The following is an 18,223-nucleotide window of genomic DNA, read 5'->3' as shown; positions in this document are numbered from 1 at the left end:
TCAAAAAAGAGCTGGTTGCCCAACTCTTTCCTAACTTCTACTCTTTTCTCATCAAAAAGTTATACATTTCTTGCACTGTCCCCAGCGCCAGCATTTCTTGGTCTTTGACAGTTTGTTTGAGATTTTGGTAAATCTGACTTTCAGCAATCTCCCTTTTCGGCGCTTCTTTATTGACTGTCATGACCCCATCTTTGATCGTCACAAAACCTAGCTCTTCAAAGACCTGGATCATCTTGACCAGCAAGATTTGTTGGATATTGAGATAAGCCGCCAAATCTTTCAACTTGTAGCGAATATCAAACTCTGGGAACTGGTAAATGGTCCTATACAATTTGGCAAACTGCTCTCTGGTCCCATAACCTGTCAGATAATAGGCTTTGTCAATGTCATTTTTGAAATAGACGGCAGAGAAATGTTGCTCCTGAAAAATGGTCTTCAGCAAGGTAATATCCTCAGGAATATTCTTCACGACAACCGCCTCACTATTCGCCAAATTTGGCACTTCTCCAGCGAAGTCCAAGACTGGAACCCCTTCTGGCAAAACAGCATTCTTCCCTCGAATGTTAAAGAGTTGAACGCCTTCCACACGCGCATCTACCATCATCAACTGGAGGGCAGTTTGACCATTCCATTGATTGACAGACAAGGTGACTGCCAATTCAAGTTTTTTTGTTTGAGCAAACTCTGTCGCCCATCTACCTTGTCCGAAGGCTACCACTTCAAAACTCGCCTCACCCTTGGAGATCTTTAGTTTGAGATAGGCATTGCCTGCTCCCATTGTACGAACACTTTCGACCTGAAAATCCTTGATATAAAAGACAGGTTTCTGATTGTCCATTCCAAAAGGTGCCAAGCGTTCAAAACTTTTGACCGTTTCCAAGCTAAGCGTCTCCAAGTCTAGCTCTCCATCTAGATTTAACTTATTCTTGCCGCTAGCATCTGCGCCTTTTTCACAGACATAGTCTTCCAAAACCTGAGATAAATCTGAGAGTTTCTCAACTTCCAGCGTCATTCCTGCTGCACCAGCATGGCCACCAAAGGCGATAAAGAGGTCTCGATGGGGATCCAGAGCCTCAAAAATATCGACAGCTTCCACGCTACGAGCACTGCCCTTGGCACGACCGTCCTCTATATTAAGAACGATGACTGTCTGCCCTAGTTCTTCCAACAAACGACCAGCAACGATACCCAGAACGCCAGGATTCCAGCCTTCCTTGGCCAAAACTTGGACCTTCTTTTCAGGATCCACCATGGTCTTAGCTTCTTCATAGATAGATTGGACGATTTCCTTACGTTCTTCGTTTTTCTGGTGAATCATGAGGGCAATCTCATGCGCTTCCTCATCGTCAAATCCAGTCAACAAATCAATGGCTGGATTCGGATCATCCAAGCGCCCCAAGGCATTTAAACGAGGGGCAATCTGAAAGCCAACCGTTTCTTCTGTTACTTCATTAGCAGCAATCCCAGCCATGTCCAGCATTTCTTGCAGACCGATGCGCTGAGTATGCTCCAACATTTCCAGACCATATTGAACCATGATACGGTTTTCATCCGTCAGACTCACCATATCGGCAATAGTTCCGATAGCAACCAAATCCAGTAGTTCCACTTGCACTTCTTCTAAAAGGGCACAAGCTAGCTTGAAAGCCACTCCACATCCAGCTAGATATTTGAAAGGATAGTCCGCGTCTGGATGCTCAGGGTGGACAATGGCATAGGCATCAGGAAGGGTTTCCGGCATGGAATGGTGGTCAGTCACAATGACATCCACTCCCATAGACTGGGCCAGTTTAATGGCCTCGTGACCAGCAACTCCATTATCCACTGTCACAATCAAGGAAATTCCCTCTTGCTCGATAAAGTATTTATAGACACTTGCATTGGGACCATAGCCATCGGTAAAGCGATTTGGCAAATAAACACGGCACTCGGCGCCAAGCTGTTCCAAACTTTCCTTAACAATAGAAGCTGAAGTCATACCATCCGCATCGTAGTCTCCATAGATGAGAATATTTTCCCCTTCTTCAATGGCCTGACGAATCCGTTCTACTGCCTTATCCATATCATGGAGCAGATAGGGATCATGTAAGTCCTCTAAAGAAGGTTCTAAAAACTTCTTTAGACTTTCTTCATCCTGAATCCCTCTCTCAAATAATAAGCGAGCCACCTCAGGACCCAGCCCTGCCTTCTTGGCTATCTTTGTAAAATCCGCATCTTCAACCTGCGGGGCAAACTGCCATTCATAAGTAGGAGTTATCAAAAAAACATCCACTCTTTCTAAGAATTCTATCGTTTCATTATAACATGATTTAGGCTTTTTCTCTATCCAGATTGCTTTTTTATAACATTTTAGTGAATTTTTTTCAGATATGATTTGACAAGAACATTCTTTTGTTGTAGAATCATGTTATAAAATCTAACACAAAGGAGATCTCTCATGGCTTTAGTAGAATTTAAAAACGTCGAAAAATATTACGGAGACTATCACGCACTCCGCGACATCAATCTCCGTTTTGAAAAAGGACAAGTTGTTGTCCTGCTTGGACCTTCTGGTTCTGGAAAATCCACTCTTATCCGTACGATTAATGGTTTAGAGGCTATTGATAAAGGAAGTCTCCTCGTCAATGGACACCAAGTAGCAAATGCTAGCCAGAAAGATTTGGTGCCTCTTCGTAAGGAAGTCGGCATGGTTTTCCAGCATTTTAACCTTTATCCACACAAAACAGTGTTAGAAAACGTAACACTTGCACCCATTAAAGTTCTAGGAATTGATAAAAAAGAAGCTGAAAAAACCGCCCAAAAATATCTGGAATTTGTAAATATGTGGGACAAGAAAGATTCCTATCCAGCTATGCTATCTGGTGGACAAAAACAGCGGATCGCCATCGCGCGCGGCCTCGCCATGCATCCGGAGCTCCTCCTCTTTGATGAGCCAACATCTGCTCTTGACCCTGAAACCATCGGAGATGTTCTAGCAGTTATGCAAAAACTGGCGCATGATGGGATGAACATGATCATCGTTACCCACGAAATGGGCTTTGCCCGTGAAGTTGCTGACCGCATCATCTTTATGGCTGACGGAGAAGTTTTGGTGGATACGACAGATGTCGATGACTTTTTCGACAATCCAAGCGAACCTCGTGCCAAACAATTCCTCAGCAAAATTATCAACCACGAAAGTGACAAAGTCAAATAAGGAGGCGCCTATGAAAAAGAAATTCTTTTTATCAGCATTATTGATCAGTCTTTTCAGCCTTGCTGCTGCCAAACCAGTCCAAGCCGATACCAGTGTGGCAGACATTCAAAAAAGAGGCGAACTAGTTGTCGGTGTCAAACAAGACGTTCCCAATTTTGGCTACAAGGACCCCAAGACCGGTACTTATTCTGGTATCGAAACGGATTTGGCCAAGATGATTGCAGATGAACTCAAGGTCAAGGTTCGCTACGTTCCAGTTACCGCTCAAACCCGCGGACCACTACTAGACAATGAACAGGTCGACATGGATATCGCAACCTTCACCATCACAGATGAACGTAAAAAATTATACAACTTCACCAGTCCCTACTATACAGATGCTTCTGGTTTTTTGGTCAACAAATCTGCCAACATCAAAAGCATTGAGGACCTAAACGGAAAAACCATTGGGGTTGCCCAAGGCTCCATCACCCAACGCCTGATTACTGAACTGGGTAAAAAGAAAGGTCTAACCTTTAAATTCGTCGAACTTGGTTCCTACCCAGAATTGATTACTTCCCTTCACGCTCACCGTATTGATGCCTTTTCTGTAGACCGCTCTATCCTATCTGGCTACACCAGCAAACGCACAGAACTACTAGATGATAGTTTCAAGCCATCTGACTACGGTATCGTCACCAAGAAATCAAATACCGAGCTAAACGACTATCTTGATACCTTGGTCACTAAATGGAGCAAGGATGGTAGTTTGCAGAAGCTTTATGACCGTTACAAGCTCAAACCATCTAGCCATACTGCAGATTAAGGAGGACATCCCATGACAGATTTATCATCTTGGACAGCCTATTTTCAGGATTTTGGACAATTTTTCAATGGTTTCCTCTTCACCCTTGCCCTAGCTATCGGATCCTTTATCCTAGCTATGGTCTTAGGAATCATCTTTGGAGTCCTATCAACTAGCAAACATCAAATTTTAAGAATTTTGGCTCGTATCTTTGTCGAATTTTACCAAAATACTCCCCTCTTGGTACAGTTTGTTATTGTTTTTTATGGTTTGCCTCTTATCAGTGAACACACCATCATGATTCCGATTTATTGGACAGCTGTTCTCTGCGTCGGACTTTATCACGGAGCTTATATTGCTGAGGTTATTCGTTCAGGGATTCAGTCTATTCCTAGTGGTCAGATGGAGGCCGCCTTGTCGCAAGGTTTCACCTATATCAGTGCCATGCGCTTGATTATCTTGCCTCAGGCCTTCCGTATCATTCTCCCTCCTTTGACCAACCAAATCGTTAACCTCATCAAGAACACCTCTACAGTTGCCATCATCTCTGGTGTGGACTTGATGTTTGTGACCAAGTCTTGGTCAGCTCTCAACGGAAATTATATCCCAGCCTTTTTAGGTGCTGCTCTTCTCTACTTTGCCCTATGCTTCCCTGTTGCCCAGTTTGGTCGCAAGATGGAGCAAGCCAATAAAAAAGCCTATTCACTTTAGGAGGTTACTATGGAATCTATTTTAGAAGTTTTGACCCCAGATAACCTAGCCTTTATCTTTAAAGGATTTGGCTTGACCCTCTATATTTCTCTGATTGCCATTGTCCTCTCTACCATCATCGGTACAGTTCTAGCCGTCATGAGAAATGGGAAAAATCCTGTCTTGCGGATCATCTCTAGCATTTATATTGAGTTTGTACGTAACGTTCCCAACCTTCTCTGGATTTTCACCATCTTTTTGGTGTTTAAGATGAAGTCCACACCAGCAGGAATCACTGCCTTTACCCTTTTTACCTCAGCAGCCCTAGCTGAGATTATCCGAGGTGGTCTTAATGCTGTGGACAAGGGGCAGTACGAAGCAGGAATGTCACAAGGATTCACTTCAGCCCAAATCCTCTACTACATCATTCTCCCACAAGCGATCCGTAAAATGCTGCCAGCCATCATTTCTCAGTTTGTGACCGTGATTAAGGATACCAGTCTGCTCTACTCTGTTATCGCTCTACAAGAACTCTTTGGCGCCAGTCAAATTCTCATGGGACGTTATTTCGAACCAGAGCAGGTCTTCAGTCTTTATATCCTGATTGCCTTGATTTACTTTATCTTTAACTTTGCCATTTCTAGCCTGTCTCATATGCTAGCCAAACGTTGGCAACAAGCCGCAGAATAAAAAAAAATGTGAACTCAAAACAAGGGTTCATATTTTTTGCTATAAATGAAAAAGGGCAACTCAATGCTATGCAAACGTTTTACTTTTTGGTAAAATGACTTTAAAACCATAACGCAAGGAGAAAAACAATGATTCAAGACCTTTACAAAGAATTCTCTCAACTGGAACAAGTAGAAGCTATCGCTCTTGGTGGTTCACGTGCAGGACAAGACTACGATCAAAATTCTGACTATGATGTCTATGTCTATCTTAACTCACCTATTGACGAGAAAACTCGTCAAATCATTCTTAGCAACTATTGCTCCTATATGGAAATTGGAAACCAGTTTTGGGAGTTAGAGGACGACTGTGTACTAAACAACAGTATCGAAATCGAGTTGATTTATCGTTCGATGGAGTCGTTTGAACAGGAATTGAACTCAACCGTTTTTCAACACAAAGCTCAAAATGCTTATACAACTTGCATGTGGCATAATCTACTCCAAAGCAAGATTCTATACGATCCAAATGGACACTATGCTTCTCTCCAAAAGACTTACCAGATTCCCTATCCACAGGAACTCAAAAAGCATATCATCGAAAGGCAACTCCTTTTGCTAGAACAAGCCATGCCTGCCTTCTCTCACCAAATAGAAAAAGCTATCAAACGCCAAGATCTTCTCAGTATGAATCATCGTACGAGTGAGTTTTTTGCTTCCTACTTTGACTTGTTATTTGCGCTCAATGAGCAAACCCATCCTGGTGAAAAACGAATGTTGGAGTACGCAAAGACCAATTGTACCCTCCTCCCTAAACAATTTGAAGAAACTATTCGCAAGTATTTCCAACTACTCTATCAACCACAACAAGGAGAACAAGCGATCGTAACCTTGCAAACTATCCTGAAGGAACTAAAAGCCATTTTGCCATAGACCAAAAAGAAAATGTGAACCTCTGTTGTTGTTCACATTTTTATTTGTCGTTGACTGTAAAATTCTAGTCTACTCATATTCAGTTGCCTATTTTTGGCTCTCTCTGAAAATCTGTAACTAGGTTAGAAATTGTTCAATTGATTGACGAGCAATCATGAAGCCGTTCCAAAAACCGCACTCACAATCACTTACCCTGCTCTTTCATTACTAGTGACACTTTTTCCCTTAGGATTACTACAGGATTTTTTAGAGATTCTAACAAGAATTACAATATGAATTTTACATATTACCATAGAATACCTCTATAAGAGAAAATCAGAGCTAAAATCAACAAAACATAGAAAGCGATAAAAAGCCATCTCATCTTCACACATAGAGCAATATATTCTCTAATAAAGGCCGATGGAATATAGTAGGCAGCTGTACGGCAACCAAGGCCATCTCCCTTCATCCCAATACGGCGAGCATAGGTACTGGTACGAAAAACATGGTAATCATTGGTCACAAAGAGAAAACGTGGACTGGTCACCAGCCTCTCTCCTATTTCTTTTGAGAAGAGAAGATTCTCATAGGTTGTCGTTGAGTCGTCCTCTAGGAAAATTGCTTCTCTCGGAACATCCGTCTCTTCCAGCAAATAATTACAAATTGCCTGAGCTTCGGAAATCTTCTCATCCCCACCTCGACCACCACTTGCGATGATTTTAACATTGGGATTGAGAGACTGGTGATAAGCTTCTACTGCCTTATCAATGCGACTCTTCAGTAAGGGAGTCACTTTTTCTCCATTCAACAAGCCTGCTCCGTGAATGATAATAAAATCATAATATTTTTTCTTAGGAATAAAAAGATACAGGATAGAATAAAGCAGAAATCCTGCAAAGGCAAAACCAAAAATCAAATACGAATAAATCAAAAAGAAAAAGATAATATTCACTAGATGATTGGTGTAAAACAAGCCCTTGGTATCGCTCACTCGAATCGCCATGATCACAAAAAAGAATAGAATCACACAACCTAATCCTAGAGACAAATAATTTGCCTTGGATTTTCCTTCTTTTTTCAATAACACAAATCCATTATAAATAAGGAAAAAACCACTTAGAAAAACTAAAAGAGGCAGCAGGAGAAAAATCCCTGCAAAGAAAACCATGTGCACTTCTTTCTGTCCAGCTTCGTAAAAAAGATTGGCAATGGACATATAAGAAAAGAGCAGAGACAAAAGCAAAAGAGCAGGATTCCAGAGACTGCGATTGTCCCTAAAAAATGAAATCAGAAAAAATAGGACAAAAAATCCTGTAATAAAGTACATAGTCTTCTCCTTTGATGACTACATTGTACCATAATTATGGCAATAGAAAAAGAGGACTCTAGCCCTCTTACTTTGTCATTTTATTCTGAGTATCAGCCACAACCTGAGCCAGACTCGTCTGACGAAGCTGGTTTTCCATCGCTAGTTGGATATCCAGCAATTTTTGATCCAAGACTTTATGGATATTGGCCCCTACTGGACAGTTGGGGTTGGGATTATCATGGAAACTAAAGAGTTTACCAGATTTTCCCAAACATTCGACAGCCTGATACACATCAAAAAGGTTGATATCTCGTAGGTCCTTTATAATTTCGGTACCGCCCGTCCCACGCGCAACTGATATCAGTTCAGCTTTTTTGAGTTGGGACAAGGTTTTGCGAATAATAACTGGATTGACTCCAACACTGGCTGCGAGAAAATCACTAGTTACCTTACTCTCTTGACTCTTAATGGCAATAATGATTAACATATGAGTCGCAATCGTAAATCGACTTGAAATTTGCATCTTCTTCTCCTTTTACATCCTATCTGATACCCATTATACCCTTTTATGTTGTAATGTCAATTATTACTACAAAGAGTGTCCTCTAAAAAAGCCTTGTATTCCCTAATAAGTCCAATGACATAGAGAATACAAAAGCTTATCCTTTATCCAATTTTACGAGCAGTTCCCTTTGTTTTGTGACTTGACCAGACTGAACTGATAGAAATCCCCGCACCGACCAAGGTAAAAACAGCTAACATCCCTAGATTAAAGAAATAATTATCTGGATATTCTCCGCTTGCAATTAGTTCATTGACCACTCGGAAAGCATAGGCAAACTCAACCCCTAGTTGAGCTACGACTTCCATTGCCAAATCGATTTGATTTACTAAAAAGACTGTAACTACCATCAAAACAACAGAAATCAGAATCCCTTTTCGTGATAACTTTCTTGCAAACATTTCATATCCTTTAATGGTACAAATTCCAAGAACAAGCCCCGCTGCGACAGCTACATAACCAAGACGTGCGATGAAAAGAGCAACCGCCCCACCAATCAAGGCTCCAAGTAAGGCTCCAATGGTTCCAAGAAGAACATTTTCCTTCTGACTATGATAAGAATCCATTTCAATTTGGAGATTGCTCTTCAAAAATTGATAGCTTTCTTCATTGATAATGAAAACCGACTCTCCTAATTGATAAAGACTAACTGGCCCCTCTTGACCACTGTAGTCACAAACCTGAACGAAGTGATGGGATTCAAGGAAATCTACAAAGTCTCTTATAAGTGTCTGTAACTTTTCAATTGTCTTTGATTTGCGCATCGCACCCTTGACAACAATAGATACAGTGTACTGATTAATAGATAAGGTTGACAAGTTTGGAAGTGATTCGCTCTTAAAGTCATCCCACACCAACTCGTTTTCTTCTGAATCCGCAGGATTGCCATTCAAGCTCACACTGACACTAAGTCGAAACTGATTTTTTACATCTGTTTCATGTAGCAATAGCAAGTAGCCTGATTGTACGCCATAAATGCTTCCAGACTCCTCATCAAACTGTAGGCCTAATCCCGACGCAATTGCCTGTAATTCTTCTGGCTTCATAAATTATCTCCCTATTATTTTGAACATCAATTAGTATGGTGTTCAAATTATATATTTTTCCATATTCTAGCATAAATTTTATAAGTAGTCAATTCATATCCAGTTCGACTTATCGCGAAACAGCAGTCACTAGACTATCCTATTTCTAGTCAAAACTCCTTTTAAAACCAATCTTTCTTTTCTCTTTCCATCCAGAGTTCAACATCCTGATCATAACCTTCTTGCTCGCTAATCTGCACCAACAATTCATGGTTATGAGTGTGGTGAATTCCATTTACCAAGCTTTCATAGTAAATCTGGAAATAGGGGAGCTTTAAATCCTTAGCCAGCTGTAATTCGGCTTCTACATCATAATCCACTCGACGAAAATCAACATCAGACAAACCTGCTTCATCAAACTCTAAAATCATATACTGGGCCCGTAGGTCCTTACGTAATCCCGCATCTAAAAAGAAGGGTTGTCCAATGGACCCTGGATTAAGAATCAACTGTCCATCACTTCCATAACGAAGCAACTGTTGGTGGATATGGCCATATACTGCGATGGAGGCATGCGGTTCCGTCACTAATCTATCAAAATCTTCTTGTTTTCCCGTATGAATCAACTCCCTACCCCAGTTTTTATCAGGGAGATGGTGAGTGATTCCCACCATCAAATCACCAAACTGACGATGAACTTGCATGGGTTGATTGTGAAGGTCTTCGATTTCTTCAGGGCTGATTTCTTCTAATATATACTGGCATTGACGTAGGAGGTAGCGATGACTAGCTTTTGTCAAATCTAGCTTACGATGCAAACCTCGCCAGAGACTATTCTCCCAATTACCAAGAACTCTTACAGTAATAGGCAAAGCCGCTAAAAGATTCAATATCCTTCTACGTCCCGTTCCCGGCATAAGAATATCCCCCAAAAGCCAGTACTCATCTACCTTTGACTTTTTAGCATCAGCCAGTACAGCTTCCAAGGCTGTCGTATTCCCATGTATGTCTGAAAGAACTGCTATTTTCGTCATCCTTTCTCCTCATTTCCTCTTACTTCTTCTGTTAGTATTATAGCAGAAAATACTGCAAAAAATCACTATCACTACTTACCTGATCAACTTGTAAAGGCTTCCAAGATGTGCTATAATATAGGTAGAGAGCTCCCCTTCATTTAGGATTATGTGGTATTCAACCTCTCTCAATTTTTGTAGATTGGAGGACTATTGCCATGCGTAACTATCTTAAGTATCTCCCATACTACCTTGTCATTTTCTTCTTTTACTGGCCCCTCTATGAGCTATTCTCACTACTCATCACTGACCCATATACACTGAAGGGACTGTACATTTACAACATTCTCGTCTTTTCACCTTTGGCAACCTTCATCGTGTCCCTTCTTTATAGCTACCGTTTCCAATTCTCACTGTGGTGGCTGCTTGGTGTCGGATTGCTCTATTGCTTTACCATCATCACTTTTAATGAATTCATTCTCGTTTATTTCCTAGCTTATGAACTCTTTGCCCTACTTGGCTTGGCTGCTGGCATGGGTATCAAGCATGTCTTCCAAAGAGAGAAAAACAAAAAAATTATACAAAAACCTTGAAAATTCTCGCAATCATGCTATAATAATGCATAGAGACAAGTCACTTAGTCCCTTTCTACTAGAGAGTGCGTGGTTGCTGGAAACGCATAGAGAGCCTAAACTGATACTACTCTGCTTACTTTTATGAAAACATAAAACGGTGGCCACGTTAAAGCCAATCTGAGGTGTCCCTCTTTTTGAGGAACATAAATGAAGGTGGAACCACGTTGCGACGTCCTTTCGAGGATGTCGTTTTTATTTTGTCAGAAGGAGGAAGAATGATGCTTTATATGATTGGCGGATCGCCTTGTAGTGGAAAGTCAACAATTGCTTCACTTCTTGCTAGACAGTATCAGCTGCTTCATATCAAGCTGGATGATTTGATAGACGAGATGATGAGTCAAGCAAGTGCAGACTCACAGCCAATTTGCCTTCTGAGACAGAACAGAAATCCGGAACAAATCTGGATGAGAAATCCAGAAGAGATGGCAGATGAAGAATGGCGCTTTTATGAAGAGATTTTTCCTTATGTGAAATCTTACTTGATAAAAAATCAAAACAGGCCTCTCTTGGTGGAGGGAGCAGGACTTTTGCCTCACTTGGTAAAGGAGCTTGAATGTCAAGCATCATCCTATCTATGCTTGACTCCGACAGCTGATTTTCAAAAAAAGCATTATATACAGAGAGAATGGGTTCCTTATGTCTTAGAGAGTACAACCAACCCTGAACAAGCTTTTGAAAACTGGATGCAACGAAACATTCTTTTTGCTCAAATGGTTTGTAAGGAAGCGGTGAGATTAGGTTATTCTAGTCTCGTAACAGATGGTAGTCAATCAGAGAATCAGACTGCGGAAGAAGTTGCTCGGCTCTTAAAATTGTCCAACAAAAATAGAATAAATATTTAAGGAGAAAACCATGATTAAGATTACTTTCCCAGATGGCGCTGTTCGTGAATTCGAATCTGGCGTTACTACTTTTGAAATTGCCCAATCTATCAGCAATTCTCTAGCTAAAAAAGCTCTCGCTGGTAAATTCAACGGTAAACTCATCGACACGACTCGTGCTATCACTGAAGATGGAACCATCGAAATCGTGACACCTGATCACGAAGATGCTCTGCCAATCTTGCGTCACTCAGCTGCTCACTTGTTTGCCCAAGCAGCTCGTCGCCTCTTCCCAGACATTCACTTGGGAGTTGGTCCTGCTATTGAAGATGGCTTCTACTACGATACCGACAATACGGCTGGTCAAATCTCTAACGAAGACCTACCTCGTATCGAAGAAGAAATGCAAAAAATCGTTAAAGAAAACTTCCCATCTATTCGTGAAGAAGTATCGAAAGATGAAGCGCGTGAAATCTTCAAAAACGACCCTTATAAATTGGAATTGATCGAAGAACACTCTGAAGATGAAGGTGGTTTGACTATCTACCGTCAGGGTGAATACGTGGACCTCTGCCGTGGCCCACACGTCCCTTCAACAGGCCGCATCCAAATCTTCCACCTTCTCCATGTAGCTGGTGCTTACTGGCGTGGAAATAGCGACAACGCGATGATGCAACGTATCTACGGTACAGCTTGGTTTGATAAGAAAGACTTGAAGAACTACCTTCAAATGCGTGAAGAAGCCAAGGAACGTGACCACCGTAAACTCGGTAAAGAACTTGACCTCTTCATGATTTCACAAGAAGTCGGACAAGGTTTACCATTCTGGTTACCAAACGGAGCCACTATCCGTCGTGAATTGGAACGCTACATTGTCGACAAGGAAATCGCTGCAGGCTACCAACATGTTTACACTCCACCAATTGCCTCAGTGGAACTCTATAAAACTTCTGGTCACTGGGATCACTACCGTGAAGATATGTTCCCAACTATGGACATGGGAGACGGTGAAGAGTTTGTCCTCCGCCCAATGAACTGTCCTCACCATATCGAAGTTTATAAACACCATGTACACTCATACCGTGAATTACCAATCCGTATCGCTGAGATTGGCATGATGCACCGATATGAAAAATCTGGCGCCCTTACAGGTCTTCAACGTGTACGTGAAATGTCCCTCAATGATGGTCATACTTTTGTAGCTCCAGAACAAATTGAGGAAGAATTCAAGAAAATTCTTCAATTGATTATCGACGTGTATGAAGACTTTAATTTGACAGATTACCGTTTCCGCTTGTCTTATCGTGACCCAGAAGATAAACACAAATACTTTGACAACGATGAGATGTGGGAAAATGCACAACGCATGTTGAAAGCAGCTGTTGATGACATGGGTGTTGAATACTACGAAGCTGAAGGTGAAGCAGCCTTTTATGGACCAAAATTGGATATCCAGGTTAAAACTGCCCTCGGTAAAGAAGAAACCCTTTCTACTATCCAGCTTGACTTCTTGCTTCCAGAACGCTTCGACCTCAAATATATTGGAGCAGATGGTGAGGAACACCGTCCAGTCATGATTCATCGTGGGGTTATCTCAACCATGGAACGCTTCACAGCTATCTTGATTGAGAATTACAAGGGTGCCTTCCCAACATGGCTTGCACCACATCAAGTGACCCTTATCCCAGTATCTAACGAAAAACATGTGGACTACGCTTGGGAAGTAGCCAAGAAACTCCGTGACCGTGGTGTCCGTGCAGATGTAGATGAGCGCAATGAAAAAATGCAGTTCAAGATCCGTGCTTCACAAACAAGCAAGATTCCTTACCAATTGATCGTTGGGGACAAGGAAATGGAAGACGGAACTGTCAACGTCCGTCGCTACGGACAAAAAGAAACACAAACTGTCCCAGTTGATGACTTTGTTCAAGCTATCCTAACTGATATCGCCAACAAATCACGCGTTGAGAAATAAAACAATCACAGTCTGAGAAACATTTTTCAGAGCCAGAAAAAGCAACAACTATTTCAGCTGTTGCTTTTTATATTTTATTTAATCTGAGCTAGTAGTGATTGGTCAAACCACCACACAAGATTTGCTTTCATGAGTTAGATAAGGTCAATATCCTCAATCCTTATCTGCTTCATTTTCTTTTACAAGATCTTTTTGTGAATCTTTTTCAGAGAGTTTTTGATCGATATACTTGTTAATGTTTTCATAAAATTCCTTGGTCGTCTCACTGTCTAATTTTGTCGAATTATGGACTTGATTGACTTTCAATTGAACAGATTGAATACCGTAAGAGGATTGTTTTTGATGAATCGTTTCTAATTCTTCTTCTGAAATCGGATCTCCAACAACCGTCAAGACCAATTCATTGTTCCTTGACTTGTAGACCTGATTAATGACCGTATAATTGGCGAACTCTTTTCCTACAAACTGTTTGATTCCTTCTTTTCGCGCTTGATCCATCGTCAGAGTAACTGCTGAATAGCTGGCCGGAAGAATCAATAATACAATCAAGGATATCAACCCAATTTTCATTTTAATGTTTAGCTCTTTAAATGAACTTAAGGGAGATTTTCTCATCAAAATTCTTGTTCCAACAATGTTGGTTAGCATGATAAAGACACAGTTGATCAAGAAAAGATAGAGAGCCCCAAATAAAAATCGTACATTTCCATTAGCTAAACCATAGCCTGCAGTACAGATAGGTGGCATCAGAGCTGTTGCAATGGCTACTCCTGGCACGATATTGTTTGCTTCTTTTTTCCTTGACCCAATTACACCTGCTATCCCACCAGCAATAGCAATGAGAACATCCCAAATGGTTGGAGAGGTTCGTGCAATCAATTCGCTACTTGCATAAGATAAGGGAGAAATCCAGAAATACAGAGTCGAGACAAGCAAGCTGACCAATACTTGAGTAAATAAAACCTCTAGAGATTGCTTGATTAAACGCGTATCAAAAATAGCTAAACCGAATCCCAGTCCAACAATCGGTGTCATAAGGGGAGAAATCAGCATGGCTCCAATAATGACAGCTGTTGAATTCATATTTAGTCCGATAGAGGCAATAAAAATCGCACACATCAAAATCACTGTATCTCTTAATCGAACATGAAGATCATCATATAATTTCTCACGGTATTCACGTGTTGAATAGTTTCCGGTCATTGGTTACTCCTTTTATTTCATATAATCTTGTTTCTGCTTGGATGATGGTAGAGAGACTTCTGTTCAATCTTACATATTTTTAATTCTCACCTGTTATTTTTTTGAAAATTATCCTTTAAATATCCGTCAGTCCATCCTTAACGTTATATCAAAAATTTTACAGTCTTTATCTGAAGAAATCTATCAATTGAACAGATAGAGAAAGTTATCGTCAACCTCATGGTATCATCGACTACTTCAATGATCTCGAGAACTAAACTAAGCATATGATAAGCAAAGGCCAATGGAGAAATGCAAAAATTACAGGAAGGAAGAAAACTGTCAAGATTTGCTTGTTAATGGTTTGCTTAATCTGCTTTTGATCTAGACCTACCTTTTCGTTCGTGGTCTTCATATCCCTCAGAGATTTGTTTATAGTAGATAAAATAATTTACTAGGATACACAGTTAAAGATAGAAAAGCCCAGTTGTCTTATCTTGGGCTCTTATCTACTCTTCTCACTCAAGGACTAAGTTCACTTGAGCAAACTGAATCCGCACTATCGTTCCTTTTCCGACCTCAGACTCGATACGAATCTGGTGACCCAGTTCTTCAGAAATTTTCTTAGATAGGTAAAGTCCAAGTCCAGATGACTGCTGGGTTAGGCGACCATTATATCCTGAAAAGCCACGTTCAAAGACTCGGAGCACATCACTGTTTTTTATCCCGATTCCCGTATCCTTGATACAGAGCTCCTGACCCTCCATATAAATCTCGAGTCCACCTTTCTTGGTGTATTTGAGGCTGTTTGAGAGGATTTGTTCAATGACGACCAACAGCCACTTCTTATCGGTCACGATGATTTTGTCAAGGTCATGTAGATTGACCGTCAGTCCCTTTTGGATAAAGAAAAGAGCATACTTACGAACAACTTCCTTCACCAGTTCCTCCACTTGAACCTTTTCAAATACCAAGTCATCATGGAAACTCTCCAAACGCAGGTACTGCAACACCAGATTGGTATAGGAGTCAATCTTAAAGATTTCCTGTTCCAGTTGCTGCTTAACCTCACGATCAGAGACCTCTGCTACCAAGAGACGGCTCGCTGCAATAGGAGTCTTTATCTGATGAACCCACAAGGTGTAGTAGTCAAGCAAATCCGTCAGTTTACTTTGGGCTTCTGACTTCTTTTGATACAATTCAGACTCACGCTCTTCGAGTTTTTCCGCTAGCACACATTCCAAAGGAGACTTTGGGTCTCTTTCAGCATACAGTACTTCCTGCCGGTAAATCTGAGCTTCTGCAAAAATATCCCAAACCAAAAATAAAAGGGTTAAAAAGCTACTGAGGAGGAAAAAATAGAAGAAATAAAATCCTATACTAGCGAATAAAAACTGAAAGAGAAAAACAAGAAAACCCAATGAAAAAATATAGACAAAAAGACGACTGCGAGAACGCAGATAGGCCAGAAAAAATAATTTCCAATCAAGCATGTTTCAGTCCGTACCCTATTCCCTTCTTGGTTTCGATAAATCCTGCCAAGCCTTGCTCCTCCAACTTTTTGCGCAAGCGAGCAACGTTGACAGACAAGGTATTGTCATCGATGAAAAAGTCGCTGTTCCAGAGTTCCCGCATCAGGTCATCACGCGCCACGATATTACCCGCATGTTCAAACAAAATCCGCAAAATCTGAAATTCATTCTTGGTCAAACTCAGGACTTCCCCCTGATAGTGCAGGTCCATAGACTTGGTATTGAGGATCACACCCGCATACTCCAGCAGACTTTCATCCCGTCCAAACTCATAGGAACGGCGCAACAATCCCTGAACCTTGGCAAGGAGCACCTGCTGGTCAAAAGGTTTGGTTATAAAATCATCCGCACCCATATTGATCGCCATGACAATATCCATCGCCTGATCTCTCGAAGACAGAAACATGATAGGTACCTGAGAAATCTTACGAATCTCCTGGCACCAGTGGTAACCATTAAAGAGTGGCAGGCCAATATCCATGAGGACCAAATGAGGCTCTGACTGAACAAAAAGGCTCAATACTTCCATAAAGTCCTCCACCAAAATGACCTCAAAGCCCCACTCAGAGAGCAGTTTTCCCACTTGTTGCCGAATAACTTGGTCATCTTCTACTAGTAAAATCTTGTGCATGCGCTCCTCCTTTGCTCTTATTATAACAGATTTTCCCCATGGATAAAATGCAAACCTGTATTTAAACCAGCTCGCTAGCAGTATAGCAAAATCTAGTAAGCCCACTAGCTAATTCTTGGTAAATGTGATAGGATAAACATAGAGAAAGGAGCTTTTATGGCCAATATTTTTGACTACCTCAATGATGTAGCATACGATTCCTTTTATGACCTCCCCGTGAATGAGTTAGATGTTCTTGCCTTGACTGAGTTGACCTATCTTGCTTTCGATGATGTAGTCACTCAAGAACCAAAGCGTCTCATAGATCTAGCACCTCAAATCCCTAGAGACATGACAATGCTGACCAATAAAAACCGCCTCCAGTTGTTGGATCAGCTCACTCAACACAAACGCTTTAAAAATTGCAAGCTCTCAAACTTTATCAACGATATCGATCCTGAATTGCAAAAACAGTTTGCAGCCATGACTTATCGTATCAGTCTCGATACCTATTTGCTTGTTTTTCGCGGAACTGATGACAGTATCATCGGTTGGAAAGAAGATTTCCATATGACCTATATGAAGGAAATCCCAGCTCAAAAACATGCTCTTCAGTATTTAGAGGACTTTTTTGCTCAACATCCTAAGCAAAAGGTTATTCTAGCAGGACACTCAAAAGGGGGAAATCTAGCTGTCTATGGTGCCAGTCAACTCGATCCAAACTTGCAGAAAAACATTATCGCTGTCTACACTTTTGATGCCCCTGGACTTCACAAGGAACTAACCGAAACACCTGGCTATCAAAATATGATGAAACGAACGAAAGTATTTGTCCCACAAGGGTCTATCATCGGGATGATGCTGGAAATTCCGGATAAAAAAATCGTCGTTCGAAGCACCGCCTTAGGTGGCCTTGCCCAGCACGACACCTTTAGTTGGCAGATTGAAGACAAACACTTTGTCCAACTAGACGAGACCAATAGTGATAGTCAGCAAGTCGATACAACCTTCAAGGAATGGGTTGAAACAGTTCCTGACGAAGAACTGCAGCTCTACTTTGACCTCTTTTTTGGAATCATTCTCGATGCGGGCATCTCCTCTATCAACGATCTTTCTTCCTTCAATGCCATTGAACACATTCATCAACTCTTTGTACAAGCTCAATCCCTCACTCCCGAAGAAAGAGAAACCATGGGGCGCTTAACCCAACTCTTGATTGACACCCGCTATCAAGCTTGGAAAAATCGTCAAAGCACGAAAAAGACTTTTTGATACCCTAAGTATCCTCTTCTATGCTATACTTAGT

17 protein-coding genes and 1 pseudogene are annotated in these 18,223 nt (G+C 41.2%); 9 read left to right on the top strand and 9 right to left on the bottom strand.

Translation table 11 applies throughout. The annotated features are described in order from the left end of the window. Nucleotides 1-37: 37 nt before the first annotated feature. Nucleotides 38-2,260, bottom strand: coding sequence for a single-stranded-DNA-specific exonuclease RecJ (gene recJ, locus HMPREF9188_RS03195; protein ID WP_009729892.1), 2,223 nt, complete (start codon nt 2,258-2,260; stop codon nt 38-40). A gap of 177 nt (nt 2,261-2,437) precedes the next feature. Between recJ and HMPREF9188_RS03190 the strand changes: the two genes are divergently transcribed. From HMPREF9188_RS03190 to HMPREF9188_RS03170, 5 genes are all read left to right on the top strand, one after another. Continuing rightward, nucleotides 2,438-3,196, top strand: coding sequence for an amino acid ABC transporter ATP-binding protein (locus HMPREF9188_RS03190; protein ID WP_009729891.1), 759 nt, complete (start codon nt 2,438-2,440; stop codon nt 3,194-3,196). 10 nt (nt 3,197-3,206) lie between these two features. Further along, on the top strand, nt 3,207-4,001 hold the full coding sequence (locus HMPREF9188_RS03185; protein ID WP_009729890.1) for a transporter substrate-binding domain-containing protein: 795 nt from the start codon (nt 3,207-3,209) through the stop codon (nt 3,999-4,001). Nucleotides 4,002-4,013: 12 nt separating this feature from the next. Then, the gene (locus HMPREF9188_RS03180; protein ID WP_000131152.1) at nt 4,014-4,691 is read left to right on the top strand and encodes an amino acid ABC transporter permease; all 678 of its coding nucleotides are present in this window, start codon (nt 4,014-4,016) and stop codon (nt 4,689-4,691) included. A gap of 9 nt (nt 4,692-4,700) precedes the next feature. Further along, nucleotides 4,701-5,360 carry an amino acid ABC transporter permease gene (locus HMPREF9188_RS03175; protein ID WP_009729889.1) on the top strand — a complete coding sequence of 220 codons (660 nt, stop codon included), beginning with the start codon at nt 4,701-4,703 and terminating at the stop codon, nt 5,358-5,360. A gap of 128 nt (nt 5,361-5,488) precedes the next feature. After that, nucleotides 5,489-6,271: a DUF4037 domain-containing protein gene (locus HMPREF9188_RS03170; RefSeq protein ID WP_009729888.1), complete on the top strand. Its 783-nt coding sequence runs from the start codon at nt 5,489-5,491 to the stop codon at nt 6,269-6,271. Between the two features lie 286 nt (nt 6,272-6,557). On the opposite strand, the gene HMPREF9188_RS03165 is transcribed toward HMPREF9188_RS03170, so the two are convergent. The 4 genes from HMPREF9188_RS03165 to HMPREF9188_RS03150 form a co-directional block, all read right to left on the bottom strand. Beyond that, complete coding sequence (locus HMPREF9188_RS03165; protein WP_000273626.1) at nt 6,558-7,580, bottom strand: YdcF family protein; 1,023 nt, start codon at nt 7,578-7,580, stop codon at nt 6,558-6,560. Nucleotides 7,581-7,647: 67 nt separating this feature from the next. Then, complete coding sequence (locus tag HMPREF9188_RS03160; protein WP_001167384.1) at nt 7,648-8,085, bottom strand: Rrf2 family transcriptional regulator; 438 nt, start codon at nt 8,083-8,085, stop codon at nt 7,648-7,650. Nucleotides 8,086-8,228: 143 nt separating this feature from the next. Further along, the gene (locus tag HMPREF9188_RS03155) at nt 8,229-9,170 is read right to left on the bottom strand and encodes a hypothetical protein (protein ID WP_000801530.1); all 942 of its coding nucleotides are present in this window, start codon (nt 9,168-9,170) and stop codon (nt 8,229-8,231) included. Between the two features lie 161 nt (nt 9,171-9,331). Then, complete coding sequence (locus HMPREF9188_RS03150) at nt 9,332-10,183, bottom strand: metallophosphoesterase family protein (RefSeq protein ID WP_009729887.1); 852 nt, start codon at nt 10,181-10,183, stop codon at nt 9,332-9,334. Nucleotides 10,184-10,380: 197 nt separating this feature from the next. On the opposite strand from HMPREF9188_RS03150, the gene HMPREF9188_RS03145 reads away from it, so the two are divergent. The 3 genes from HMPREF9188_RS03145 to thrS all read left to right on the top strand — a co-directional run bounded on the left by HMPREF9188_RS03145 (nt 10,381) and on the right by thrS (nt 13,593). Further along, nucleotides 10,381-10,755: a hypothetical protein gene (locus HMPREF9188_RS03145; RefSeq protein ID WP_001246990.1), complete on the top strand. Its 375-nt coding sequence runs from the start codon at nt 10,381-10,383 to the stop codon at nt 10,753-10,755. A gap of 260 nt (nt 10,756-11,015) precedes the next feature. Continuing rightward, a complete protein-coding gene (locus tag HMPREF9188_RS03140) occupies nt 11,016-11,639 on the top strand; it encodes an AAA family ATPase (protein WP_083888881.1) in 624 nt (207 codons plus the stop codon). A gap of 10 nt (nt 11,640-11,649) precedes the next feature. Continuing rightward, entirely contained in the window at nt 11,650-13,593 is a 1,944-nt protein-coding gene (gene thrS, locus HMPREF9188_RS03135; RefSeq protein WP_009729885.1) for a threonine--tRNA ligase, read from the top strand. A 153-nt stretch (nt 13,594-13,746) separates the two neighbouring features. Here thrS and HMPREF9188_RS03130 read toward each other — a convergent pair whose 3' ends face one another. The 4 genes and pseudogenes from HMPREF9188_RS03130 to HMPREF9188_RS03120 form a co-directional block, all read right to left on the bottom strand. Continuing rightward, entirely contained in the window at nt 13,747-14,796 is a 1,050-nt protein-coding gene (locus HMPREF9188_RS03130; RefSeq protein WP_009729884.1) for a DUF389 domain-containing protein, read from the bottom strand. Nucleotides 14,797-14,939: 143 nt separating this feature from the next. Continuing rightward, nucleotides 14,940-15,218, bottom strand: a pseudogene (locus HMPREF9188_RS10135) (ABC transporter permease); the annotation flags it as partial. Between the two features lie 75 nt (nt 15,219-15,293). Next, complete coding sequence (locus HMPREF9188_RS03125) at nt 15,294-16,268, bottom strand: sensor histidine kinase (RefSeq protein ID WP_000887934.1); 975 nt, start codon at nt 16,266-16,268, stop codon at nt 15,294-15,296. Next, the gene (locus HMPREF9188_RS03120; protein WP_009729883.1) at nt 16,261-16,938 is read right to left on the bottom strand and encodes a response regulator transcription factor; all 678 of its coding nucleotides are present in this window, start codon (nt 16,936-16,938) and stop codon (nt 16,261-16,263) included. The genes HMPREF9188_RS03125 and HMPREF9188_RS03120 overlap by 8 nt, the downstream gene beginning before the upstream one ends. 156 nt (nt 16,939-17,094) lie before the next feature. On the opposite strand from HMPREF9188_RS03120, the gene HMPREF9188_RS03115 reads away from it, so the two are divergent. Continuing rightward, nucleotides 17,095-18,189 (top strand): DUF2974 domain-containing protein, encoded by a 1,095-nt coding sequence (locus HMPREF9188_RS03115; RefSeq protein WP_009729882.1) that lies wholly within the window; start codon nt 17,095-17,097, stop codon nt 18,187-18,189. The last annotated feature ends 34 nt before the right edge of the window (nt 18,190-18,223 follow it).

This window comes from Streptococcus sp. F0441 (assembly GCF_000314775.2).
Classification (GTDB): Bacteria; Bacillota; Bacilli; order Lactobacillales; family Streptococcaceae; genus Streptococcus.
This window is presented reverse-complemented; position numbering and strand designations above follow the sequence as displayed.